The following is a 24540-nucleotide window of genomic DNA, read 5'->3' as shown; positions in this document are numbered from 1 at the left end:
ATTCGTCAGCCAAGCATGCCCCGCACGACTCGGTCGAAGATGCGCGCACCGATGCCAATGAGGTCATCGGGGAAGTCGTAATCTGGATTGTGAAGATGGGGGCGGCTCTCTCCGGCGCCGAGAAGAAACATCGCGATCTTCGTTCCGTCCTTTCCGAAACCGCCGAAGTCTTCGGACCCCCTGAGCGGAAGGTCACCCGCATCGTAAGCGATGTGTTCATCGTCCAGTGCGCGCCCGAGATAGTAGACGGCATCCGGATCGTTGACGCAATCGGCGAAGATGTTGTCGTAGTTGATCTCCAGGACAAGACCGGTGGCCGCCGCCACATCGTGCGCAAGCCTTTCGGCGTCCAGCCGAAGTTTTTCCATGCGGGCGTCTGCGAGCGTGCGAAGCGTCAGCCAGATTTCGCCGGAGCCGGGCGCTATGCCGAACACGCGTTCGCCGGCCTCGATGTGGGTGACCGTCGTCATGGCGAAATCGGGGGAGTGAGGCTCGCCGGACGACAGACCCTCGAGCGCCGGCAACAACCGCAGCAAGGACGGCACCGGCGAAAGTCCTGTTTCCGGCATGGAAGCATGCGCGGTCCGCCCGGTGAAGGCAATACGCATTCCCCGCGAGGCGCAGGTAATGGGACCATCAACCAGGGCTACCCGCCCCAGCGTCATTCCCGGCATGTTGTGATAGGCGAAAGCGAAATCCGGCTTGATCGTGGCGTAGCGCTGGTCCGCGACGACGGCAGCGGCGCCGGCGCCGTTCTCCTCCGCCGGCTGGAACATGAGAATTACGCGGCCTCGCTTCGGACGTTTGCGAGAGAGGCCGCGCGCCAGCGCCATCAGCGTCGCCATGTGGCCGTCATGGCCGCATTGGTGTCCCCGCCCCGGAATGCGCGACCGGTAAGGGACATCCGACATATCCTCGATCGCCAGGCCATCGAGTTCGGCCCGGAACATCACCGCCGGTCCCGGTTCGAAACCACCATAGATGGCAGCGACGCCATGCCCGCCCAGATCGGTGACGATGCGATCCGGACTGGTCGCCGCGAGGGCGATTGCGACCTCCCGTGCGGTCTCGGTTTCCTCGCCGGATATTTCCGGCGTCATATGCAATTTCCGTCGCCACTCCACGAGTTCGATCAGATCCTGGTTCGTTAAATGCATCGACTTCTCCGGTCAAAGAAGCGGCCCAGAAACGCGTCGGGCCTGACAGTCTGCGCTGGCCGCCTGCGCTTCGGCATGTCCGACAGGCCCGGGGGTTCCGCCTCGAGGTCGATCTCGACGACGCGCGATTGTGTCGTGCCCGTCGCGAAGCGGTGGATAATCCTCGGTGCGACGCGCGCGGTCTAGGGCGTTCCTCCTGAAACCCGATCGAGATGCGCAAGCAGCCGATCGGCGAGAAGCTCCGGGGCTTCGACATTGGGCTGGTGACCGACGCCGTCGAATACTTCAAGAAGGCTTCCGGAAATCCCAGCGGCGATTGTCCTCGACTTCTCAGGGGGATTCGCCCCGTCGAGCGCGCCACAGAAGACGTAGGTTGGACTGCCGACATGCGGCAGCATGTGGCGGATATCGACCCGGCGCAGGATCGGTGCGGATGCGCGGGCAACGGCCGGGCCGTCATTCGACAGAATCAGCTGGCGCTCGCGGGCCAGCAGGTCGGCGCGCGCCGGATCCGTACGGAAGGGCTCGCCGTAGAGAATGGGGAGTAGCCCATCGACGACGCTCGTCGGGTCTCGCGCAAAGCCGTCGAGGAGCAGCTTTTCGTATTTCACGACCTTCTCGATCGGTTCAGCCTCGGCGGACGCACCGCCGATCGCCAGCGATCTGATCCGCTGCGGCATCTGGGCGGCGATCCTGATGCCCGTCACGCCGCCAACCGACATGCCGACCCAGTGGAAGCGATCGAGGCCCAGCCTGTCGGCGACGCCGATCACGTCGTGACAGAGGTTGTCGACGTCATAGCCGCCAAGCGGCTTGCTGCTGCGGCCCATGCCGCGCCAGTCGACCGTTATGCACCGGTAGCGCGCCGCGATACGTTCGATCTGACGTTGGTACATGCGGCCGCTGAAAAACAAGGCGTGTGTAAAGATGACCGGGTCGCCGGTCCCGAATTCCTCAACGAACAGATCCGCGCCATTGATATGCATCAGAGACATCGCCACCTCCTCAATCAGCCAGACAATACGGCTTGTATGAATTTTACAACTATGTTAATTATCGAAAGCAGTCAATCGGAAACTCCAATCGAACGTAGTCAATAAGGTTGATCATCAATGCCCTCTTCTCTCCCCGGCTTCGGTACACTTGATGCCGTTCTCGATCATTATGCCACCTCCAATCCCGGGGCCAAAATCGCCGTCGAGGGCGACCGGACACTGACATATATCGAAACAAATCAGCTGGTTGATCGATATTGCGATTGGCTTGAGGGCAAGGGAGTTCAACAAGGCGACCGCGTCGCCCTCCTCGCCGCCCCGGGGATCGACTATCTCCTGTTGCTGATGGCGGCATCGCGTCTCGGTGCAATTTACGTAGGTGTCAATCCGCGCTATTCTTCCGATGAGATCTCTCACGTTCTCAAGGTAACCGAGCCGAAGCTCCTGCTTCATGCCGAGGTACCCAACGAATACGATCTAGCCGGCCGCGCGCATGCCGCCGCAGGACGCGTAGCCGCCCTTTCCGCACCCGATGTCGCCGCCATGCCGGTGTCGGCAGCTGCGCGAAAGAGTCCTGCCGGTCGCATGGACGTCGCCGTCATCGTCTTTACATCCGGATCTACGGGGAAGCCAAAAGGGGCTGCCCTCCATCATGACGGGCTGATTGGGGCGGCAATTGGTCAATACCACCACCTCGACGGCGAACCGCGACGATACATTTCGAACCTGCCGATCAATCACGTTGGCGCCATCATGAACACGACGATGGGATGCCTGGTGGGCGGAGGCACACTGGTCTTCCAGGCGAAGTTCGATCCCGCCGGCGTCCTCGCATTGATCGAGCGTGAGCACGTCCAGACATGGCTGCAGGTGCCCGCAATGTTCACGCTGGCGGTGAATCATCCGGATTTCCAGAACCGCGACCTTTCCTCCCTGCGTTCGATCTGCATCGGCGGGGGCGCGGTATCTGCTCCGACGCTTGCCGCACTGCGGTCGATAGGCGCTAAAATATTCGTCGAATATGGGCAGACTGAGGTGATGAGCTCAGTTGCCTATTCGGATGACGCCGACCCGGATGAAGTCCTTCTCAACACGATCGGCAAGTTCGATCCCCGGTTTGAGACGCGAATCGCCGACGAAAGCGGCGGGATCTGCACGATAGGCGAGACCGGCGAAATCCAGGCGCGCGGCACCTGCGTGCTACGATCCTACTGGGGGGATGAGAAGGCAACCCGCGAGGCCTTCACGGCCGACGGTTGGCTCAAGACGGGTGATCTTGCGGCCCGACGACCCGACGGCAATATCTCGCTCAAGGGTCGCTTGCGCGAAATGATCAAATCCGGTGGCTACAATGTCTACCCGCGCGAAGTCGAGGCAGTAATCGAGACGCATGAATCAGTCGCCGAGGTCGTCGTCTATGGCGCACCTGACGATGTCTATGGGGAGACGGTACGCTGCGCGATCGAGTGCAAGCCGGGTGCCATGGTCACGGCTGAGGTCCTCAGGCAGCATTGCGCGGCGTCGCTCGCCAACTACAAGATCCCGAAATCATTCGACATCGTCCCCATGCTACCGCGTCTCAACAACGGAAAGGTGGACCGAGCATCGGTGCGGAGCCATGTGGCGTGATGCCGGCCGATATCGGCACACGATTACGAATGCTTGGTGGCCTGATGTTTGATCTCTGGGCCGCGAGGCGGACAGGTGAGGCCGTCCCCGAAGGCTGGCAGCACGATTTGTCGTGTTTTCGACAATTGCCTTTCGCCAATGCCGCACCAGCCAATTGCACAATAACTACTACTGACGACACCAGCAGACTCCACCGTTCACGTGGGGAAATATTAGCTAGTTGCTTGGTTGCGCCAACGAATGCTCAACCCAATACGGCGACACAGTGGGCGCGCCATTTTTTCGACTTACGTCCACTTCATGGGAGGAAGAAATGAAAAGAGGACTATTTTCGACAGCGTCATTGATGGTGATGATGATGATCGCCGGAGGAGCACGAGCCGAGATTCTCGTGGGCATCGGAGCTCCAATAACAGGTGCGAACGCTGCTTTCGGCGCCCAGATGCAACGGGGAGCTGAACAGGCCGCCGCGGACATCAACGCGACCGGCGGCATCAATGGCGAGCAGATCAAGATCGTGCTCGGGGATGACGTCGCCGATCCCAAACAGGGCATCTCAGTTGCCAACAAATTCGTCGCCGATGGGGTCAAATTTGTAATCGGGCATTTGAATTCCGGCGTGTCGATCCCGGCGTCCGAAGTCTATGCAGAAAATGGGATCCTCGAAATCACTCCGGCTGCCTCAAATCCCGTTTATACGGAGCGGGGCTTGTGGAACACATTTCGTGTTTGCGGTCGTGACGATCAGCAGGGCGCAGTCGCTGGCGGGTATATTGCCAGTCACTTCAAGGATGCTCACGTCGCCATCGTCCATGATAAGACCCCTTATGGGCAGGGACTCGCTGACCAGACAAAGAAGGTCATGAATGACGCGGGCCTCGTCGAAGTGATGTACGAAGGCGTCAACGTCGGTGATAAGGATTTTTCCGCACTTATCGCGAAGATGAAGCAGGCCGACGTTTCGATCATCTTCTGGGGTGGTCTACATACGGAAGCTGGACTCATCATCCGGCAGGCGAAGGATCAGGGACTGAAGACAACGCTTGTCGCCGGTGACGGTCTCGTATCGAACGAACTGGCTTCGATAGCGGGTGATGCAGTCGCGGGAACGATGAACACTTTCGGGCCAGATCCGACGCTGGATGCGGCCAACAAGGACCTTGTTGCGAGGTTCAAAGCGAACGGTTTCAACCCTGAAGCCTATACTCTCTATTCGTACGCTGCTCTGCAGGTCATAGCGGGCGCCGCTGAGGCAGCAGGTAGCAGCAATCCTGAGGAAGTCGCGGAAGCAATGAAGGCAAAGGGGCCGTTCCCGACCGTCCTTGGCAGCTTGTCCTTCGACCAAAAGGGCGATCCTAAGGTACCAGGCTACATTATGTATGAATGGGAAAAGGCGGCTGACGGTACCTATAGCTTTGTGCCCAAAGTCGATTGAGACGTAGACAGACATTCAGAAAAGAACTGAGAGGCCCTCATCGAGGGGCCTCTCACCACCGTACAGATGGACCTCACACATATCTTAACGGAGGCTGGCCGGCGTGTTGTCGCTGAACACAACGCCGATCTCCTCTACCCGTTCGAACTGAGGTGACCTTCATGTGCATCCGGGATCAGGCCAACCGTTCATAAACGCGTCTTGCATCGAATTCCAGATCGCCATCGTATCGGGCACTGAGCGACTCTTTCCGCAAGCGTACGCTCCGCCGTAGATCGGGTTCGCGATCATCTGGAGGATGGTTGCACACGTCGGCCTGCGCCAGACGGCGTCGCCATTGGTGTATCTGGCGGTAAGGTCCAAACCCTGATCAGGTGGCCATGCCACGACCTGCCGCGCACTCCCGAGTTTGGCAACCTTGTTGAAGACGAACACAGCGGCTTCCTGGATACAATGGATGGAACTCCACTGGAGGCGTCACACAGCCAAATACTGCGTGGGGACGTGCAACCGCCACGCCGATCCACCGTCAGGCCGATCGCGCAAAGCGCTGCGCGATGACGGCACATACCATCAACTGGATCTGGTGAAACAACATGAGGGGCAGGACGACGGCGCCAATGCTCTGGTCGGCGAAGATCGCACCGGCCATCGGAACGCCACTGGCGAGACTCTTCTTCGAGCCACAAAAGGTGATGGTGATTTCGTCCTCTCTGGAAAATCCGAGGAAGCGGCTGCCGAACATGGTGACCGCGAGCACCGTTGCGAGGAGGACAACGTCGACGATAGCGACAATGCCGAGATCTTGAAGCGAAAGCGTCCGCCACAAGCCCTCGACGACAGCGGAGCTGAAAGCGAGGTAGACGACCATCAGGATCGAACCGCGGTCAATCGGCGACAGCAGCCTTTTGCGGGCGCGGATCCAGTCGCCGATCCACGGTTGCAGGATCTGCCCAAGAATGAAGGGCGCCAGCAATTGCAGCAGGATCTGCTCGAGCACCGTCATTGAAAATCCACCCCCGCCTGACGCCGAAAGCAGCAAGCCGACGAGGAGCGGCGTCAGAAACATGCCAAGGATATTCGAGGCGGACGCAGCGCAGATGGCGGCCGGCACGTTTCCACCGGCCATTGACGTAAATGCAATCGATGACTGCACCGTCGAAGGCAAGACGCAGAGAAACAGTAGACCGGTATAGAGCGCCGCGGGAAGCGATGACGGCAGCAGCAGGCCGGCGGAGAGCCCGAGAAGTGGAAAGATGGCGAAGGTTACAAACAGGATCACGCCGTGCAGCCTCCAGTGCAGCAGGCCAGCGATCACCACATCGCGCGAGAGGCGCGCGCCGTGCAGAAAGAACAGCAGCGCGATGGCGAGCTTCGTCGCAAGCGCCATCCACACCTGCACCCCGCCGGTGACCGGCAGGACCGAGGCCAAGAGAACTGCCGCCAGAAGCAGCATTGTGAAGGTATCAGGGAGGAAACGGCGCATCTTCTTATTCCGGTGGACGTCACCCCGCTCAATCCTTTATCGTGATATGAGATGCAACAAATAATACTCATCACGAAATGCGATAAAAGATGCTCGATCTCGTCCAATTGCGTAGTTTCCTCGCGATTCAGCGGACAGGCAGTTTCACCCGCGCCGCGGAATATCTCCGGCTTGGGCAGTCAACGGTGAGCCAGCATATTCAGAAGTTGGAGGCCGCCCTTGATCGCCGTCTCATCTTTCGCGACACTCATCGCGTCGGCTTGACACCCGACGGCGAAGTCCTGGCGGGCCACGCCCGCGCAATGCTTGCGATCGACGCTCAGGTCATCGACCTATTTGCGGCGAACAAGCTGCGCGGGCAGTTGCGACTTGGCGTCTCCGAAGACTTCGCAACCAGCCGCCTGACGGCGGTCCTTGAAGATTTCATCCGTGCGTATCCCTCCGTGGATCTGCAATTGACCGTCGCATTGAGCGGCGCGTTGTACGAAATGCAGGATCTAGGAGAAATCGACCTTGTTTTCGCCAAGCGACGCCTTGGCGACCAGCGCGGTCGTCTCGTCTATCGCGAGCCGCTGGTCTGGTTGGCACGCGACCCACTGCAGCTGCCAGCTCAGTCGGCACCTTTGCCTTTGATCGCATTCCCGCCACCAAGCATTACCCGCAAGCTTGCTCTCGAAGCGCTGGATGCAGGCCGGATTTCCTGGCGCATTGTCTGCACATGCGGCAGCCTCAGCGGACTGACGGCCGCAGCGCGCGCGGGCATGGGCGTCCTGGTGCAGCCTCGCAGCATGGCGCCCGCCGGACTGAAAGAAGTCCCCCAAGATATTTTGCCACCGCTCGAGGACGTGGAGTTCGTCCTGGTTCCGCGCAACGGAGCCGACCAGGCGCTCATCACAGCCCTGTCGGACCAGATCTTCTCCAAGGTCGGAGGCAATCTAGAAGTCAGCTGAAAAACGGAACAAGCGTTCTCATTCTTGATCGGCGGCGCGACGCGGTCAGGCTCCCCCTCAGCGGGAAAGGAGACACACGTTTCCAGCAAATCTGATTCGTACTTTGATCGACACAGTCGCCAGCCAGGCCAGCCGGCTCCCGGGCTATTCCTTGATGTAGGGTTTGCCATCCGCAGCGGGAGGCCTTGCGCGGCCGATCAGTCCCGCGACGACAATGATCGTCGCGATATAGGGCGCCATGGCAAGAAATTCTGAGGGAATCGGGGTCTGCAGCAAGGCGAGCTTTTGCTGCAATGAATCCGCAAATCCGAATATCAACGCGGCCATCAACGCGCCAACCGGATGCCAACGTCCGAAAATCATTGCGGCCAGGCCGATGAAACCACGCCCGCCGGTCATGTTTTCATCGAAGCGCCCAACGGTGCCGAGGGTGAACCATGCTCCACCAAAGCCCGCGACCATGCCGGCGAGGATGACGTTCACATAGCGCGTTCGATAGACATTTATCCCAAGCGTATCGGCCGCGCGCGGATGCTCGCCCACCGCACGAGCCCGCAAGCCGTGTCGGGTGTAGAAGAGATAATAGGTAGCAAGGGCAACCATAACCAAGGCGCCATAGACGAACACATTCTGCTGAAAGAGCATGGGGCCGATCACGGGTATGTCGCCGAAAAGGGGGATCTTGACCGCGCGGAACACCGGGGCGTCGTTCAAGAAGCGGTATTCCTGAAAGACCTGGCTGCTGACATAGGATGTCAGGCCGAGCACAAACAGGTTTATCACGACGCCGGCAATAATCTGATCCATGCGATAGGTTACAACAAGAGCAGCCAGGATAAGCCCGAAGAGACCGCCGACGATGACGGCAGAGATCAACCCACCGACCCCGCCTATCAAGGATCCGGTCAGCGCCGCCGTGAATGCACCGGCGAGCAACATTCCCTCGATGGCGATGTTGACGACAGCGACCCGCTCGGACAGGACGCCAGCCAATCCACCGAGTGCGATTGGGACGGCCCTCACCATTGTGGCCTGCAGCATTCCGGTGAGCGAAAAGGATTTGCCCGCAGTCGCCCATACCAGAAAGGCAAAGACAGCAAGAACCAGTCCGAAGCCGATGGAGAGCGCTGTCCACCTCGCCCCGCCACGGAAGAACTGGCGCACCCCAAGGAAGGCCAGAACCGCGGCCACCAGATAGTTGAATGGGGCAGCGGCGACCACGAGGTCCGGAAGAGCCCAGGTATCGGTGGGACGCGACAGTCGAAACACCGCGTCGCCCGTCGTCCCTGAGCCGAAGACGATTGTCACGAGAATGGCAAGCGCGATGAGCGCGGCTCCCGATATCCACGCCTGACGGCTCTTGCGCATGTCGATGTCGGGCGCGGAGGACGTTGAATGCGGCGCTGCTATGGTCATGACGCGCTGTCCTTCTCATCCGTCATGGATTTCCGGAACCCCCAGGGGAAGATCGCACGCACCAGCAGGGGCGCCGCTATGAAGACGATGATCAAGGCCTGAATGATGCCTATCAGATCGATGCTGACGCCGGCATCGACCTGCATTTGACGCCCTCCAGCCTTCAACGCACCAAAGAGCAGCCCGGCGAACAGGACACCGATCGGATGGGAGCGACCGAGCAGAGCAACCGAAATCGCATCGAAACCGATACCGGCGGAAAAACCCGGCGTCGCGCGACCGAGAACGCCCAGCACCTGGTTCGCGCCGGCGAGACCCGCAAGTGCGCCTGCCGACCCCATCGCGGTGACGATGATGAGGGGTGCGCGGATACCGGCGTAACGTGCCGCGTCGGCATTCTCGCCGCTTGCGCGGAATTCGAATCCCAGTTTTGTCCGAAACAGCAGCCAATAGATCAGGATGACGGCCGCGACCACGAGGAAGAGGCCGGCGTGGACGCGGAGGTTCGCATCAATCCATGCGAACAACCGTGGAAGTTGCGCGCTTTCCAAGACCGATTTGGAAATCGGATCGGCACGTTCGGCCTTTTGGACCCAGGATAGTCGTAGCATGTAGTCAAGCAGGCGGTACGAGATCAGGTTCAGCATGATTGTCGAGATGACTTCATGTGCGCCCGTGGCAGCCCGCAACCATCCCGCGATCGAAGCATAGGCGGCACCGGCAAAGGCTCCAGCCAGAAGTGTCAGTGGCAAATGCACGCCCAATGGCAAACCTTCGAAACTGAAGCCCACGATTGCCGCGACGAGCCCGCCGACGATGATCTGTCCCTCGGCTCCGATATTGAAGAGGCCGGCCCGAAAACCAAGTGCAAGGCCGAGGCCGGCCAGGATCAGTGGCGCAGCTGCCGTCAACGTCTCTGAGACAGCATTGAGCGAACCGATCGAGCCTTCCAGCAGAGCGATGTAGGATCGGCCGATGGTCACCGGGTCGACCGCGGTTGCCAGCATGACCAGGGCCCCAATGATCAGGGCGACGATGACCGCGAAGATCGGCACGACCACGAGGTCCTCGTATTCGGCACGACTGGGTGCTGCTCGCTGCAGAAGTTTTTCAGATAGCGTCTCACTGGTGGTTTGAACGGTCATGCCTGTGCTCCTGCCATGGCGAGCCCGACGGCGTTCTTGTCGACAGGACCTTTGGTCGCATCGAATTCCGCGACAAAGCGACCCTTGAACATCACAAGGATCCGATCAGACAGGGACAGGATCTCATCCAGTTCCGAGGAGACGATCAATACACCGTCGCCTGTGTCGCGCGCATGCATCAGGCGGCTATGGATGTATTCGACGGAACCCACATCGAGGCCGCGTGTCGGCTGCGCGGCGACGACGAGACACGTCTCCCGTTCCAGTTCGCGCGCCACGATGAGCTTCTGCTGGTTACCGCCCGACAGGCTGCCTGCCCTGGTGAAAACCGAAGGCGTGCGCACGTCGAAATCGGCAGCGTACTTCGCTGCGCTCTTGAACACGTCAGGCCAGCGGATACTTGGGCCGGATGCATAACGTTCGTCGTAATAGGTGTTGAGCACCATGTTCTCGGCAACGGTGAAATTCGTGATCATTCCGCTTCGTTGCCGGTCCTCCGGAATGTGCGCCATACCCATACGGTGGCGTTCGCGAACCGACGCACGCGTAATATCCTTGTCGAGGAACAGTATCTTGCCGCCGGCGGCATGATGGAGACCGGTCACCGCCTCGATCAGCGCCGACTGGCCATTGCCCTGGACGCCGGCGATCCCGACAACTTCACCGCTTTTGACTTGAAAACTGACGCGATCGACAGCGATCTTGTCGTCCTCGCTCAGTACTGTCAGTTCACTGACATCGAGAAGGATGCGGCCCGGCGCATAGGGTGCCTTCTCGACATCGAAGACGACCGGCCTGCCGACCATCATTTCCGCAAGCTGCGCCTCCGTCAGCGTCTTGGGGTCGCCCTCGCCGACGATCTGGCCATCTCGCAACACGCTGATACGGTCGGCGATGTCGAGAATTTCGTTCAGTTTGTGCGTGATGAAAACGAGGGCCTTGCCGGCGTCGCGCAATGACCGGACGATTTCGAAGAACTCGGTAACCTCTTGCGGGGTCAGAACTGCTGTCGGCTCGTCCAGAATGAGGACATCGGCCGAGCGGAACAGGACCTTGATGATCTCGACACGCTGCTGAAGTCCGACCGGAAGGTCTTCGACGCGGGTGCCAGGATCAACCTCGAGACCAAATTTTCGATTGATCTCGTTGACCTGGTCGCGGGCGGCTGCCAGATCGAGCCAATCGAATTTGCCGATCGGTTCGACACCCAGAATGACGTTTTCCGCGACGGTAAATACAGGAACCAGCATGAAGTGCTGATGCACCATTCCGATCCCGGCCGCGATCGCGTCCCCGGGACCGCGGAAAACAGCCGGTTTGCCATCGAGCAGGATCTGGCCCTCGTCGGCGGCATAGAGCCCGCTCAAGATATTCATCAACGTCGATTTGCCGGCGCCGTTTTCGCCGAGGAGCCCAAGGACCTCTCCCGCGCGGATCGTCAGATTCACATTCGAATTGGCAATTACCGGACCGAAGCGTTTGGTGATCCCCTTTAGTTCGATTTCCACTGCCGCTCTCCCAAGGCCGATGCAAGAGACCGTGCCCGCCGCCTGTGAAGGCGGCGGGCACCGTGCGAGCCGGATTATTCATTGACCTTGATTGTCCCGTCGATGATCGCCTTGCGAATGTCGGCGAGCTCCTGTTTCATTTCGTCCGAGACTTCATTTTCCATGTCATGGAACGGGGCAAGCCCGACCCCGTCGTTTTCAAGCGAGCCGACGAGAACGCCGCCTTTGTAGGTGCCCTTCATTGCCGCTTCGATGACCGCGTAAACGGTCGAATCCATGCGCTTGGTGATCGACGTGAGGTAGACGTGCTTCTTTTGCGGGTCGGTCAGATAGAGGTCCGCGTCGACACCGATGATCTTCAGCTTGTCTGTCCCGAGCTCATCGGCGAGCGCCGCTGAACCAAGGCCCACGGGACCTGCGACCGGCAGCACGATGTCTGCGCCTTCATCATAGAGGTTCTGAGCGAAGGCGCGTCCATCATCGAGGGAATCGAAATTGTTCGTGAACAGACCTTCACGCGTCTCGGGGTTCCAGCCGAGAACGGCAACCTTCGTTCCCTTCTGCTTGTTGTAGTAGTTCGCTCCGCGGTAGAACCCGTCCATGAAGATCGTCACCGGCGGAATGTTGATGCCTCCGAAGACGCCGATCGTGCCGGACTTCGAAACGCCGGCGGCAAGGTAGCCGGCGAGAAACGCTGCCTCGTCGGTGGCGTAGACCTGGCCCACCACATTGTTGAGTGGCGGATCATAGGAAAAATCGACGATGGAAAACTTCTGTTCCGGATTGGCCTCCGCGGCCTTCTTGGTTGCATCACCAAGCAGGAAGCCAACCGTGATGATGACATCGCACTGCCCGCCAAGCAGGGAATTGATATTGGCTTCGTAGTCGGTTTCGGCCTGCGATTCCAGGTATCTGGCTTCGACGCCAAGCTTCTCCTTCGCGTCCAGGACGCCTTTCCATGCGGTCTGGTTGAAACTGTTGTCATCAATTCCGCCGGTATCAGTCACTTCACAAGCTGTGAACGCCGCAGCAGCAGAAACGGAGCCCAGCAATAACGATGCCGTTACCGCAGCACTCACGAAGAATTTCTCACTGTAGAGCATGATGGTAACCTCCCTGGTTTGATCGCACGATCGAGATTGTCATCGGTAAATGCAATTGTATCGGAAGAATTTCATCTTGTTAGAAATAGCATCATTCGAGATGCACGACTTGATACATATCAATGAAGAGTGCGCATGGTTGCTGCTTTTTTTCGCGAAGTAAGCAGCGCTCACTTTAACTCTGGTACAACCTACTTAGGTGCTCCACGCAAGCGTCGAGGAAATCTCCATGTTTCCGCTCCCTTCGGAGTCCGAAAAAGGCAAGCTCTGCTGGTGAAGCGTTTCAAGGAGAAGGTTACCGCCGGCAACGCCGAGGCTCTCTTTGCATAAGAGTCCGGCTCAACCCACCAGCCAATTGTCCCTGTAGAAGCGCACCTTGTCGCACTCGAAAACAAGATGAGTTGGGGCGCCGACGGCCGGAGCGCGATCGGGCGTGCGGAGTTTCACTATAGTGCCGTTGCCGAGGTCGACGCTGACAATCGCGAAGCAGCCCATGTCCTGCACATCGGTGACGGTTGCGGGCAATGTGCCCGCTTGCGGGGTGTTGACGAGCGTGACGAATTCCGGGCGAATGCCGACCACCACCTCGCTCAGCGAACGGCCTTCGGCAGAACGGAGCGTTCCGACCTCACGTCCGAGGATCGACACTGTGCCCGCCTGGACAGTGCCGTCGAGAAAATTCATCGCCGGCGAGCCGATGAAATAGCCAACGTGCCGATGCACTGGTTCCTCAAACAGAATCTGGGGGCTCCCGATCTGCACGACGCGACCATGATCCATGACCACGACCTGTTCGGCCAGCGTCATCGCCTCGTTCTGGTCATGCGTCACATAGACCAGCGTGTGCCCGTGCCGGGCGCTGATGTCCCGCAGCTTGCGCCTGAGGCTGAACTTCAGCTGAGGATCGATCACGGTCAGCGGTTCGTCCATCAGAATGACCGCGACGTCGTCGCGCACCAATCCGCGCCCGAGCGAGATCAGCTGCTTAAGGTCCGGTGTGAGCTTTCGTGCAGGCTTCCGTAGCACTTCGTCCAGATTGAGCAGGCTTGCCACCTCGTTGACGCGCCGGTCGATCTCGGCTTTCGGCCTGTTGCGGCAGCGCAACGGAAAGGCGAGGTTCTCGAACACCGTCTTCGACGGATAAACCACCGGAAACTGGAAGACCTGGGCGATGTTGCGCTTCACCGCGCCGACCGAGGTCATGTCAACACCGTTGATCAGCACCCTGCCTTCGCTAGGCGTCAGCAGGCCGGAAATGATGTTCAGCATCGTGCTTTTGCCGCAGCCTGAGGGGCCCAGCAGGGCATAGGTGCCGCCGTCCTCCCAGGTCAGGTCGAGCGGATGGAGGGCATAGTTCGGCTTGCCGTCGACGGTATTGTAGGAATGCCCAAGGCCCCTGAGTTCGATCTTCGCCATGCAATCAATCCTTCTGGCCGGAGACGCTTCTGCGCGGCGGGGCGGCGATCAGCGTGCCCCTCGTCGCATCGAAGGCGTAGAGGCGTGCGCTGTCCGCGGCGAAACCGATCCTGTCTCCGGGCTGGAAGAGATGTACGCCCTCCTCCTCCAGTACGAGATTGCGACCGTCGAGATCGAGATGCAGCACGGTCAGCGAGCCGTTGACCTCGGCGAGCGCCACGGTTGCGGAAAAGTCTCCGTGAAGTGCCACGTCCGCCGCCCTGAGGCCGAAGGTGTAGCGACCCGGCGCAAGCGTCGAAAAATGCTCCGGCAGCGGCGTGTTGAACGATGGCCCGAGGATCAGGCGCCCGCCCGCGATCTCGCCTTCGAGCAGGTTCATCGGCGGATCGTTGAAAACCTGTGCTGCGATCGTGTTGGCGGGATAATGGAAGACGTCGCGGTAGTCGCCCGTCTGGATCACCTTGCCTTCGTGCAGGACGATGACATGCCCCTGTAGGATCATCGCCTCGGCAGGCTCGGTCGTCGCGTACACGACCAGCCGGTCCTTGCTGTCGCGGAAGATGCGGCGGAACTCGTCGCGCAATTGTTCGCGCAGCTTGTAGTCGAGGTTGACCAGCGGCTCGTCGAGCAGCAGGAAATCGGTGTCCTTCACCAGCGCCCGGGCAAGCGCCACGCGCTGCTGCTGGCCGCCGGAAAGCTCCGCTGGGCGCCGGTCGAGATAGGGGCGAAGGCCAAGCAAGTCGCTCACATAGGTGAGTTTCGCCTCGATTTCTGACGACGTGCAGCCGCCCCGCTTCAGCGGAAAGACGATATTGTCGCGCACGTTCAGGTGCGGATAGTTGACGAACTGCTGGTAGACCATGCCGACCCGGCGCTTCCAGGCGGGGATTTTCAGGAGATCGACCCCGTCACGCACGAGGCTGCCCGAGCGCACGGCCTGCAGCCCGGCCAGCACCTTGAGGAAGGTCGTCTTGCCGGAGAGCGTGCGGCCGATGACGGTGACGACGCCGGAGGCCGGCAGATCGACGTTCAGCCCGTCGACATGGATGGCACTACCCTCTGCGACGGTCAGATTGCGTATTGCGTAAGTCATCATACCTCCTATTTCCGTGCGCCGGCGAGGCTGCCTTCTTCGAGGTAGCGCTCCACCAGGAAGGCCACCACGACCAAGGGCGCCACCGAGACCAGCGCCGAGGCGGAAAGGCTCCACCAAGGCGTCACCGAGGCGTTGAGCGAGACGATTGCCACCGGCAGCAACTGCGTCTCGGTGAAGGTCAGCGTGAAGGCAAAGAAGAAGTCGTTCCAGCCGAAGACGATGCAGAAGATGCCGGCGACCACCAGGCCGGGCAGCGAATTCGGCAGGATCACCCGCCAGAAGGTCTCGATCGGCGTGCAGCCGTCGATCATCGCCGTCTCGTCGAGCTCGCGCGGAATATTGTTGAAGAAGTCGACCATCACCCAGACGGCGATCGGCAGGAGCAGGGCGATGTAGACAATGACCAGACCGAGGATCGTATCGAGCAGGCCGAAGAAACCGAGCATCAGGAAGAACGGGATGGCCAGCACCACCGGCGGCATGATCCGCTGCGAGACGAAGAAGAAAGTGAGGTCGTTGTTGCCGATCGGCCCCGCCTTGTAAACGAAGCGCGACAGGCCATAGGCGGCGAGCGTTCCGAGGATCAGGCTGATCGCGCTGGCCGACAGTGTGACGATCATGCTTGCGGCGAACGGCTGGACGATGTCAATGCTGCCGGCACCTGATCCGAACAGACCTTTCCAGGCGGCGAGCGAGGGCTCGTAGTCGACATAGGGCAGATAGGTCGGCCCGGCAGTAACCCCGTTGGTGGTCTTGAACGAGGTTGTCAGCGCCCACAGGAAGGGCGCGATGACGAAGGCGCTCCATGCGAGGATCGCCGCCGTCTTGATGATGCGAAGAAGGCGCGGCATGGGTCAGGCTCCCGATTTGACGAGGTATTTGGCGAGAAGCTTGGCGATGACCGTCAAGAGTACGATCATGATCACCAGATAGGTGATCGACAGCGCCGCCGCGTAGCCGATCTGGAAGTCGCGCAGCCCCCGGATGAAGATGTAGTAGCTCGATGTCTCGGTGGCCGTACCGGGTCCGCCGGAGGTGACGACGTAGATCGTTTCCATGATTTTCGAGGCCTCGATCAGACGGATGATGACCGCGCCCGCCGAAATTGGCGCCATGGCCGGAAAGGTTACGTTGAAGAAGGTTCGGATCGGTCCGGCGCCATCGATCGCGGCCGCCAGGAACGGCTCCTTCGGCAGGGATAGCAGGCCCGCCATCAGCAGCAGGAACATGAACGGCGTCCACTGCCAGACATCGACGAGAATGACGACCACCGTCGCCCAGCCGGCGCTTGTCAACCAGGCGACACTGCCGATGCCGAGAAGCTGCATCAGGTCATTGGCCGGACCGAGGGATTCGTGGAAGATCGTGCGCCAGATCACCGCCATGACCACCGGTGTCGTCATCATCGGGATGAGAAACAGGACGCGCGTCAGCCGCCTCAGCCGCACCTGATGCCAGACGAGCAGAGCGAGCGCGAAGGCGATGACATATTCGAGCAGCACGCAGGCCGTGGCGATGAAGCCGAGCCGGACGAGGGATTCCCAGAAGCGGGCATCGCTGAAGATGCGTCCGTAGTTGCCGCCGCCGATCAAGTTCAGGCCCGGGCTTGCGGCATCCCATCCAGAAAAGCTCACGCGGATGGTGAAGATCAGTGGAAACAGGATGATCGCCAGCAGGGTGAGAAGTCCCGGCAGCAGGAAGAAAAGTTTGTAGCGCGACAGCCCATACACGCGGTTCGTTCCTTCAGTTCGCGGTCACGTCCGCTCCCGGTCGACGGACACGGGACCACGGCATGCCTTTTCCAGGAGAAGGGCGCACCGCTTCCGATGCGCCCCCTTCGACGATCCTGGAGTTACTGGTTGTCTTCCAGCGCGACGACGCGGGCATAGGCCTCGCGTACCTTGTCGACGCCGATCCGGTCGACGATGTCCTTCCACTCCTTGGCCACCTGGTCGAGCGCCGCCTGCGGTGTTGCCTGACCGGCGATCGCGGAGGCGACGCCCGTTGCCATGGAGGTCATGAACTGGTTGACGCCTGGAACGCGCAGGTCGAAGACGCGATTCTGGCTGGTGTCCATGCCTGACAGCGTTTCGACATAGCTCTTGGCAAGATCGGCATCCCAGCCGAGCTTGTCGGTCCACATCGCCGGATCGAAATGGCTGGTGCGGTAGGGATTGACGCCGAAGCGACCGACCTGGAGGTCGGACAAGGTGTTGGCTTCATTGGAAAAGAAGCACAGATAGTCGAAGGCCATGTCCTGGTTCTTCGATTTTGCCGACACTGCCGAGGTCCAGCCCCAGGTGATGTAGGGCGCGCGGTTTGGCTCCTCGAACTTGTCCCACTGCTTGGTCTTGCGGTTCCAGACCTCGCGGGCGCCCGGAAGCGGAGCCGCGGCCACCTTGTTGCGGATCGGACTGTCGGCCTGCTGCGCCTGGACGAACGCATCGTCCCAGGAATAGCTCATCAGCGACTGACCGCCGCCGAAGGCAAAGATTTCGTCGCCGAGGCCGAAATTGGCGCCGCCCGGCGCCCAGTCCTTCGAGGCCGCGACGAACAGTTCGAGGCCGCGCACGAAGCCGGGCGAATTGATCAGCGGTTCCATGGTCTCGAGGTCGAAGAAGAAGCCGCCCTTGACGTTCGGGTTCTTGGCATAGGGAGCCGCGCGGCTGATGAAGGCCGAGAACATCAGGTCGTCGCGCTTGGCGACTTCGGCCGAACCGAAATTGGGATTGCCGTCGCCGTCCCAGTCCCAGCCGGAGAATACCTTGGCAACTTCGTTATATTCTTCCCAGGTGGCGGGCACGGTCAGGTCGCGACCTGTTGCTTCCTTGAACTTCGCCTGCATCTCAGGGTTCTCGAACATGTCGGCGCGGTATTTCAGATAGTGGCGGTCGCCGTCGATCGGGTATTGCACCATCTTGTCGCCCCATTTGGCGACGTCGATGTAATTGCGGGTCACGTCCTTCATACCTGTCGACTCGCGATAGGCATCCGGAACGGGGGCGAGGAAGGGATTGAGGTCGCCGATCCACAGCGAGCCGTAGAACAGAACGTCATAGGCATTCTGTCCCGTCTGGAATGGGATCAGGATGCGCTGAAACAGGTCGCCGAACGGCACGTGCACGACGCTCACCTTGGCACCAGTCAGTTCCTCGAACTGTTTGGCATGAAGCGCCGTCGGCTCGCCGATCACCGGAACGGCATGGGTGATAATGTTGAGTGTGCGGCCGGAATAGTCCTTGGCGTCGATCGCCTCGTAGGAGCATGTTCCCGGCAAGTCGGACGGAATGCCGAAGCGGCTATAGTCCGCCGCCATAGCGGGTGCCGCGGCCGCCGCCAGTGCGAGCGTGCTGGCGGTCAGAAGCAAGGTCTTCAATGTCATTTTTCTCTCTCCCAGGTTTAAGAATTCACGCCGGCAAAAGCCGGCTCCTCCTCAAGGAATAAGCACCGCGCGGCCATGAATCTTGCCGTGGTGAAGGTCGAGCAGGGCGCGGTTGGCATCGGCCAGCCGGTATTCCGCCGTCGCAAGATGGACCTTGCCCTGATCGGCAAGTGCCATGAGTTCGACCAGTTCGGGATAGGTGCCGACGAGATTGCCGATGATGCGCTTTTCCGAGGTGATCATGTCGATGGTGGGAATTTCGAGCTTTCCACCATAGCCGACGATGTAATAGGCGCCGTCACTTCGCGTCATTTCCAGACCTTCGGTAATGGCGCTGCCCTCGCCGACGAAGTCGATGACCGCCTCCGCCCCCCAGCCGCCGGTCAGCGCCAACACCTTGTCGACCTGTTCGCCGTTGGCGAGCACCAGTTCGTCGGCGCCGCACTTGGCGGCAAGTTCCAGCGCTTCCTTCGACCGGTCGACGGCGATGACCTTCGCCGCACAAAGCGACTTCAGTACCTGGACGCCGATATGACCAAGCCCACCGACGCCGATCACTACGACATATTGGCCCGGCAGCAGATGTTGAGCGGCCTTCTTGCAGGCGCGGTAGGCGGTGAGGCCGGCATCGGTGTAGGGTGCCACATCCTTTGGCGCGAGCGTCTTCGGCAGCTTGATCAGCGAGCGTGCGCCGGTCCGCAGGTATTCGGCATAGCCGCCATTGGCGTTGATGCCGGGAAAGGAACTCTCCTCGGCGTGCATGTCGTTGCCGCGCCGGCAGGCGAGGCAATGGCCCGAGGTGACCAGCGGATGGCAGATCACCGCATCGCCCGGCTTGAAGTGTGTGACGCCCGGACCGACCTCCTCGACCCATCCGGCGTTTTCGTGCCCCATGATATAGGGCAGCTGAACGTCGGAATTGTTGCGCCACAGACCTTCGATGACGTGCAGGTCGGTGCGGCAGACGCCCGCCCCGCCGACCCGCACGATCACATCGTTTGGCCCCTCGATACGGGGATCGGGAACATCCTCGTAAACTACGAATTCACTCTTCTCGAGCTTCTCGTCATATTCGTGCAGAACTGCTGCCTTCATTCCTAAGCCTCCTCAGTCGGCGCATTGTCATTTCGCCTTTCTCACTGCAGTTGCCGTGCCAACTGCCTGTTCATCTGAGAGAGATGAGCAAAATCAAAGAGATGAGGTTTTTGTGCAGCGCACTCGCGGCTGCGCGTGATGTTCAGGCCCGCAACACCGGCGAGACTTCACCTGTTCAAATCATGAACACTTGCCAGCGGGAACGAAAATTGGTCCACTGAGGTCCGGACAGAAAGGGATAAAACCCTTGAAAAGCCTGAGGAGAGGCCTTGTCCGGGGGGAACAGACAGATGCTTTCACGGACTGAGCGCCTGAAGAGGCTCAGGATCACGTTGATGCAGGGTGGTCAGGTCGACGGCAATCTCGTCAACCCGCAGATCGCCGAGAGTTGGCAGCGCTGCATCGAATCCGGGCTCGATCCGCGGGTGACGCCGCCACCGATCCAGATTGGCACGCGAGAACTCAAGCAGTTGCGCGAGCGCGAGGAGCTGACCCATCGCTTTGCCGTGGCCGAAATGCACTCGCTCTATCAGCAGATCGCCGGGAGCAATTTCCTGATCGCCTTCGGCAATGCCGAAGGAACGGTTCTCGACACCATTGCCGACGGCGAGTTTCAATCCAGCAGACCGGGCAGGGGAATCGTGCCAGGCGCCGTCTGGAAGGAAAGCCTGCGCGGCACCAATGCGCTCGGGACTTGCGCGGCTGGTCGCCAGCCACTGATCGTTCACGGCGAGGAGCACTTCTTTGCCGCTTATTCCGACGTCAGCTGCTTTGCCGCGCCGATCCTGCATTCCGACGGTGAACTTGCTGGCGTGCTGGACGCCTCGTCCGATTGCAGTGCGCGCCACAGCCATACCTTGGCGTTGATGCGCATGGCTGCCACCCATATCGAAAACTCGCTGTTTCTCGCCCAACAGGAAAAGCACATTGTCGTGTTGTTTCATTCGCGCTGGGAACTCTTGAATTCCGTGAGCGGCGGGCTTGTTTCCTTCGACGCCAACGGACAGCTGGTGGCGGTCAACAAGCGCGCACGGGAAATCCTGCGCGGTATCTCGCTACGCCCCGGCACGGAATTCAACGCCATTTTCGACACCCCGTTCGACCTGGCTCTGGCGGAGATGTCGAACAGCCGGCAGCCGACGCTGCGCGATGGTTTAGGCAGCCGTTACGCCGTCCACTGGCGCAATCGTCACAGTTTTGAGAGGCGCTTGCCCCAGGCCGGAAAAACAGCCAGCGCCAACACTGCCGGCGGGGGTCTGCTACCTCCGACGAAGCCCGATTTCATCGCCACCGACGCTGTCGTGCGCCAGCAACTGGACAAGATAGCCCGCGCCGTCCGCTTCAAGCCACCTTTCCTGATCCGTGGCGAAAGCGGCACTGGCAAGGAAATGCTGGCCCGACACATTCACAAGGTGAGCCGCCGGCAAGGTGCCTTTGTTGCAGTCAATTGTGGCGCCTTGCCGGAAAATCTCCTCGAAGCCGAACTGTTCGGCTATGTCGGCGGTGCCTTCACCGGAGCACAGCGCGCGGGCTCGGAAGGGCTTGCGGTGGCCGCTGATGGCGGCACGCTGTTCCTCGATGAGATCGGTGACATGCCACCGTCTAGCCAGGTCGCGCTGTTGCGCTTCCTCGACAGTTCCGAGGTGCGCCCAGTTGGCGGTTGTCAAGTACGAAAGATCGATACACAGATTGTGGCTGCCACCAATGTCAACCTTGAGGAGGCGATCGCCGCCAGGCGCTTCCGGGAGGATCTGTTCTATCGTCTTGGCGTCATACGGCTGGAGTTGCCGCCGCTGCGCGAACGGACCGATTTCGGCGCGGTGCTCGACAGCATGCTGGTGGAGATTTCGCCGGGGGCGCAGATCGATCCCGCCGCCACGACGCTGATGGCGGCATTCGGATGGCGCGGAAACATGCGCGAATTGCGGTCCGCCCTGCTGCAGCTGGTGATGGCCGCAGACGGAAACAGGATTGCACCTTCCGATGTTCTCGATTTGCTCGGCCACCCAGTAGAAGACGTCGGCCGCCAGACCAATTCCCTGCGCACCAAGATCGGCCGGGAAGTCACGGAAATGCTACGCAGCAACGGCAACAATATCAGCCTTACGGCACGAACGCTCGGCGTCTCGCGCAACACCGTCTACAAATACGCCAGAGATTTCTAGACAAGTCCGCAACCGGACTTCTTCCGCTGCGGTTTCGTCACCATGCGCGCGCTTCTCGTCAGACGACGGTTTCGCCGCCGTCGACCACCAGGATCTGGCCGGTCATATAGGAGGAGCGCGACGACACGAGAAAGAGGATGGACTCGGCGATTTCCTCGACACTCGCCCAGCGTCCCATCGGCACCTTTTCTCGGACATAGGCTTCGATCGCCCCCCTGCCGCCCATCTGTTCGATGAAGGGTACGTTGAAGGGCGTGTCGACCCAACCGGGACAGAGCGCGTTGACGCGAATGCCGAAGCGCGCGTAGTCGCCGGCCATCTGGCGGGTCATGGCGATCACGGCGTGTTTGGTGGTCGTATAGGCGATCATCTCGCGGTCGAAGAGCACGCCGGACGATGACGAGGTATTGAGAATGACGCCGGATCCCTGACGTTTCATCATCGGCATGACCAAGCGAGCAGCCATAAAGTGCGCCCGGACATTGAGGCTCCACGAGCGGTCGAAGCCCTCGATCTCGACCTGCTCGAGATCGCCGGCCACCTGTGCGCCGGCGTGATTGTGCAGGATGTCGATGCGTCCATGACGGGTCATGAACGCCGACAGGCCGGCTTCAAGGGCGACATCGTCGGTCACGTCGAGCCCGAGCGCCTCGGCGCTGCCACCCGTCGCGCGGATTTCGGCTACGACGATCTCCGCAGCGTCGGCGTTGCGGTCGACGACGCAGACATGGGCGCCTTCGCGCGCCATGATGGCGGCACCCGCCCGGCCGATGCCGGAGCCGGCGCCGGTGACGATCGCGACGCGGTCTTTCAGGATCATGGTTTACTCCACGGCATGCGTTTTTTTGTCCCGCATCAACGTGCGGGCTGTCAGGATGAGGAACAGCGAGGCGACCAGCACCAGCGTCGCAATCGCGTTGATCTCCGGCGTGACGCCACGGCGGATCGATGCGAAGACATAGATGGGCAGGGTGGACTTGGAGCCGGCCACGAAGAACGCGACGATGAAATCGTCGAAGGAAAAGGTAAAGGCGAGCAGGAAACCGGCAAGGATCGAGGGCAGGATCTGCGGCAGGACGATCTCGCGGAAGGTGGTGAACGGGCTCGCGTAAAGATCGCTTGACGCCTCGACGATGTCGCGGCCCAGGCTGGCGATCCGCGCCTTGACGATCATCGTCACCAGCGCCAGTGAAAAGAGACCGTGGGCGGCGATGATCGATCCGTAGCCAAGTCCGAGCTGCGGCGGCTTTTCGCCGGGCCAGATCGCAGCGAGCGCCGGGTTGACGAAGGAGAAGACCTCAACCAGCGCAACCAGGGTGGCGATGCCGATCACCACGCCCGGCACGACGATGGCCGCGGCGAACAGGCCGTCGAAGATGGCGCGCCCGCGTGGGCCGAGCCGTTCCATGCCGAGTGCCGCCATGGTGCCGAAAACGGCGGCCAGCCCGGCACTGGTGAACGCGATCAGCAGGCTGTTTTGCAAAGCCGAAATCAGGAAGGTGTTGGAGAGCGCCTTGCCGTACCAGATGGTGGAGAAGCCGGTGAACTCGGAAGCATTGCGGCCCGCATTGAACGAGAACAGCACGACGAGCGCGATCGGTGCATAGAGGAACAGGTAGACGAAGGTGACGAGCGCGCGCATCAGACGAGATCCACCTGTCTTGAGCCGGAGATCCTGAAGGCGATGCGCATGGCGACGGTGAGAACGATGACGACGACGACCACCAGCGTCACGGCAATCGCCGAACCGAACGGCCAGTTTCGCGATTGCAGGAAGAGGTCGACCAGGGCATTGCCGATGAAGAATACCTTGCCGCCGCCGAGCAACTGCGGGATCAGGTATTCACCGAGAAGCAGGATGGTGACCAGAGCGACGCCGGTCATGACGCCCGGGAGCGATAGCGGCAGAGTGATGCCGAAGAATGTCGAGACCGGTTTTGCGCCGAGATCGGCCGAGGCCTCGAGCAGCCGGCGGTCGAGTTTTTCCAGGCTCACATAGATCGGCATGATCATCAGCGGCAGGTAGCCGTAGACGATGCCGAGCAGCACGGCGCCCGGCGTATTCAGCAGCCGCACGTCCTCGATGCCGATCATCGACAGGAGGTTCGGGATGCCGCGCGAGCCGAGGATATACATCCAGGCATAGGTGCGCACCAAAAGGCTCGTCCAGAATGGCACGACGACCAGCGAAACGAGCAGCAGCCGGTATTGCGGACTGGCCTTGATCGCCAGGTAGTAGGCGACCGGATAGGCAACAATCAGACAGAGGAAAGCCCCGAGGGGGGCGATCAGCATCGTGTTGCGAAAGGCGGCCGCGCGTGACCCGAGATTGGCGAACTGGGCGAAGGTGAAGGCGGCCTGATAGCCGCCTTCGGGAGCCCGCTCGCCGACCGAGAAGACGACGACGGCAATGAAGGGCAGGACGAGGAAGACGAACAGCCAGATCGCCGCGGGGGCGACCAACGTGGCGGTGACCAGTCTCTTTCGTGTGTCCGTCGTAAAGGCCATGCCTTGGTCCTGGTTGCGTTCAAACATTGGGCATGAAGCGAGGATTACCCCTAC

21 protein-coding genes are annotated in these 24540 nt (G+C 60.6%); 4 read left to right on the top strand and 17 right to left on the bottom strand.

All coding sequences use genetic code 11. The features are described from left to right. Nucleotides 1-5 precede the first annotated feature (5 nt). Both ACM6UT_RS12185 and ACM6UT_RS12180 read right to left on the bottom strand, forming a co-directional pair. Nucleotides 6-1157 carry an amidohydrolase gene (locus ACM6UT_RS12185; RefSeq protein WP_416797614.1) on the bottom strand — a complete coding sequence of 384 codons (1152 nt, stop codon included), beginning with the start codon at nt 1155-1157 and terminating at the stop codon, nt 6-8. A 182-nt stretch (nt 1158-1339) separates the two neighbouring features. Beyond that, nucleotides 1340-2152 (bottom strand): alpha/beta fold hydrolase, encoded by an 813-nt coding sequence (locus tag ACM6UT_RS12180; RefSeq protein WP_416797613.1) that lies wholly within the window; start codon nt 2150-2152, stop codon nt 1340-1342. A 117-nt stretch (nt 2153-2269) separates the two neighbouring features. Between ACM6UT_RS12180 and ACM6UT_RS12175 the strand changes: the two genes are divergently transcribed. After that, entirely contained in the window at nt 2270-3781 is a 1512-nt protein-coding gene (locus ACM6UT_RS12175; protein WP_416797612.1) for a class I adenylate-forming enzyme family protein, read from the top strand. 313 nt (nt 3782-4094) lie between these two features. Beyond that, complete coding sequence (locus ACM6UT_RS12170) at nt 4095-5216, top strand: branched-chain amino acid ABC transporter substrate-binding protein (protein ID WP_416797611.1); 1122 nt, start codon at nt 4095-4097, stop codon at nt 5214-5216. 159 nt (nt 5217-5375) lie between these two features. On the opposite strand, the gene ACM6UT_RS12165 is transcribed toward ACM6UT_RS12170, so the two are convergent. Both ACM6UT_RS12165 and ACM6UT_RS12160 read right to left on the bottom strand, forming a co-directional pair. After that, nucleotides 5376-5651: a recombinase family protein gene (locus ACM6UT_RS12165; protein WP_416797610.1), complete on the bottom strand. Its 276-nt coding sequence runs from the start codon at nt 5649-5651 to the stop codon at nt 5376-5378. Nucleotides 5652-5745: 94 nt separating this feature from the next. Further along, nucleotides 5746-6702 carry a bile acid:sodium symporter family protein gene (locus tag ACM6UT_RS12160; protein WP_416797609.1) on the bottom strand — a complete coding sequence of 319 codons (957 nt, stop codon included), beginning with the start codon at nt 6700-6702 and terminating at the stop codon, nt 5746-5748. 89 nt (nt 6703-6791) lie between these two features. On the opposite strand from ACM6UT_RS12160, the gene ACM6UT_RS12155 reads away from it, so the two are divergent. Next, nucleotides 6792-7652: a LysR family transcriptional regulator gene (locus ACM6UT_RS12155; protein WP_416797608.1), complete on the top strand. Its 861-nt coding sequence runs from the start codon at nt 6792-6794 to the stop codon at nt 7650-7652. 144 nt (nt 7653-7796) lie between these two features. Here the strand turns inward: ACM6UT_RS12155 and ACM6UT_RS12150 are convergent, their stop codons facing one another. The 10 genes from ACM6UT_RS12150 to ACM6UT_RS12105 form a co-directional block, all read right to left on the bottom strand. Continuing rightward, nucleotides 7797-9068, bottom strand: a complete 1272-nt coding sequence (locus ACM6UT_RS12150; RefSeq protein ID WP_416797607.1) for an ABC transporter permease — start codon at nt 9066-9068, stop codon at nt 7797-7799. Continuing rightward, nucleotides 9065-10213, bottom strand: a complete 1149-nt coding sequence (locus ACM6UT_RS12145) for an ABC transporter permease (RefSeq protein WP_416797606.1) — start codon at nt 10211-10213, stop codon at nt 9065-9067. The genes ACM6UT_RS12150 and ACM6UT_RS12145 overlap by 4 nt, the downstream gene beginning before the upstream one ends. Continuing rightward, a complete protein-coding gene (locus ACM6UT_RS12140) occupies nt 10210-11721 on the bottom strand; it encodes an ABC transporter ATP-binding protein (RefSeq protein ID WP_416797605.1) in 1512 nt (503 codons plus the stop codon). The genes ACM6UT_RS12145 and ACM6UT_RS12140 overlap by 4 nt, the downstream gene beginning before the upstream one ends. Before the next feature lie 74 nt (nt 11722-11795). Further along, complete coding sequence (locus tag ACM6UT_RS12135) at nt 11796-12824, bottom strand: BMP family lipoprotein (protein ID WP_416797604.1); 1029 nt, start codon at nt 12822-12824, stop codon at nt 11796-11798. A 339-nt stretch (nt 12825-13163) separates the two neighbouring features. Next, complete coding sequence (locus ACM6UT_RS12130) at nt 13164-14240, bottom strand: ABC transporter ATP-binding protein (protein WP_416797603.1); 1077 nt, start codon at nt 14238-14240, stop codon at nt 13164-13166. A gap of 4 nt (nt 14241-14244) precedes the next feature. After that, nucleotides 14245-15333: an ABC transporter ATP-binding protein gene (locus ACM6UT_RS12125; protein ID WP_416797602.1), complete on the bottom strand. Its 1089-nt coding sequence runs from the start codon at nt 15331-15333 to the stop codon at nt 14245-14247. 8 nt (nt 15334-15341) lie between these two features. After that, the gene (locus ACM6UT_RS12120; protein ID WP_416797601.1) at nt 15342-16187 is read right to left on the bottom strand and encodes a carbohydrate ABC transporter permease; all 846 of its coding nucleotides are present in this window, start codon (nt 16185-16187) and stop codon (nt 15342-15344) included. 3 nt (nt 16188-16190) lie between these two features. Next, on the bottom strand, nt 16191-17066 hold the full coding sequence (locus ACM6UT_RS12115; RefSeq protein WP_416797600.1) for a carbohydrate ABC transporter permease: 876 nt from the start codon (nt 17064-17066) through the stop codon (nt 16191-16193). Nucleotides 17067-17188: 122 nt separating this feature from the next. Then, complete coding sequence (locus ACM6UT_RS12110) at nt 17189-18718, bottom strand: extracellular solute-binding protein (protein ID WP_416797599.1); 1530 nt, start codon at nt 18716-18718, stop codon at nt 17189-17191. 51 nt (nt 18719-18769) lie between these two features. Further along, nucleotides 18770-19813 (bottom strand): NAD(P)-dependent alcohol dehydrogenase, encoded by a 1044-nt coding sequence (locus ACM6UT_RS12105; RefSeq protein ID WP_416797598.1) that lies wholly within the window; start codon nt 19811-19813, stop codon nt 18770-18772. A gap of 290 nt (nt 19814-20103) precedes the next feature. Between ACM6UT_RS12105 and ACM6UT_RS12100 the strand changes: the two genes are divergently transcribed. Beyond that, nucleotides 20104-21978 (top strand): sigma-54-dependent Fis family transcriptional regulator, encoded by a 1875-nt coding sequence (locus tag ACM6UT_RS12100; protein ID WP_416797597.1) that lies wholly within the window; start codon nt 20104-20106, stop codon nt 21976-21978. 58 nt (nt 21979-22036) lie between these two features. On the opposite strand, the gene ACM6UT_RS12095 is transcribed toward ACM6UT_RS12100, so the two are convergent. Genes ACM6UT_RS12095 through ACM6UT_RS12085 form a run of 3 tightly spaced genes read right to left on the bottom strand, consistent with a single transcriptional unit; the run spans nt 22037 to nt 24486 of the window. Next, nucleotides 22037-22798, bottom strand: a complete 762-nt coding sequence (locus ACM6UT_RS12095; RefSeq protein ID WP_416797596.1) for an SDR family NAD(P)-dependent oxidoreductase — start codon at nt 22796-22798, stop codon at nt 22037-22039. Nucleotides 22799-22801: 3 nt separating this feature from the next. Further along, on the bottom strand, nt 22802-23620 hold the full coding sequence (locus tag ACM6UT_RS12090) for an ABC transporter permease (RefSeq protein WP_416797595.1): 819 nt from the start codon (nt 23618-23620) through the stop codon (nt 22802-22804). Next, nucleotides 23620-24486 (bottom strand): ABC transporter permease, encoded by an 867-nt coding sequence (locus tag ACM6UT_RS12085; RefSeq protein ID WP_416797594.1) that lies wholly within the window; start codon nt 24484-24486, stop codon nt 23620-23622. The genes ACM6UT_RS12090 and ACM6UT_RS12085 overlap by 1 nt, the downstream gene beginning before the upstream one ends. Between the last annotated feature and the right edge of the window lie 54 nt (nt 24487-24540).

It is taken from the genome of Ciceribacter azotifigens, assembly GCF_048159625.1.
Taxonomy (GTDB): Bacteria; Pseudomonadota; Alphaproteobacteria; order Rhizobiales; family Rhizobiaceae; genus Allorhizobium; species Allorhizobium azotifigens.
Note: the sequence above shows the minus strand (reverse complement) of the source record. Positions and strands in the feature narration are given on the sequence as shown.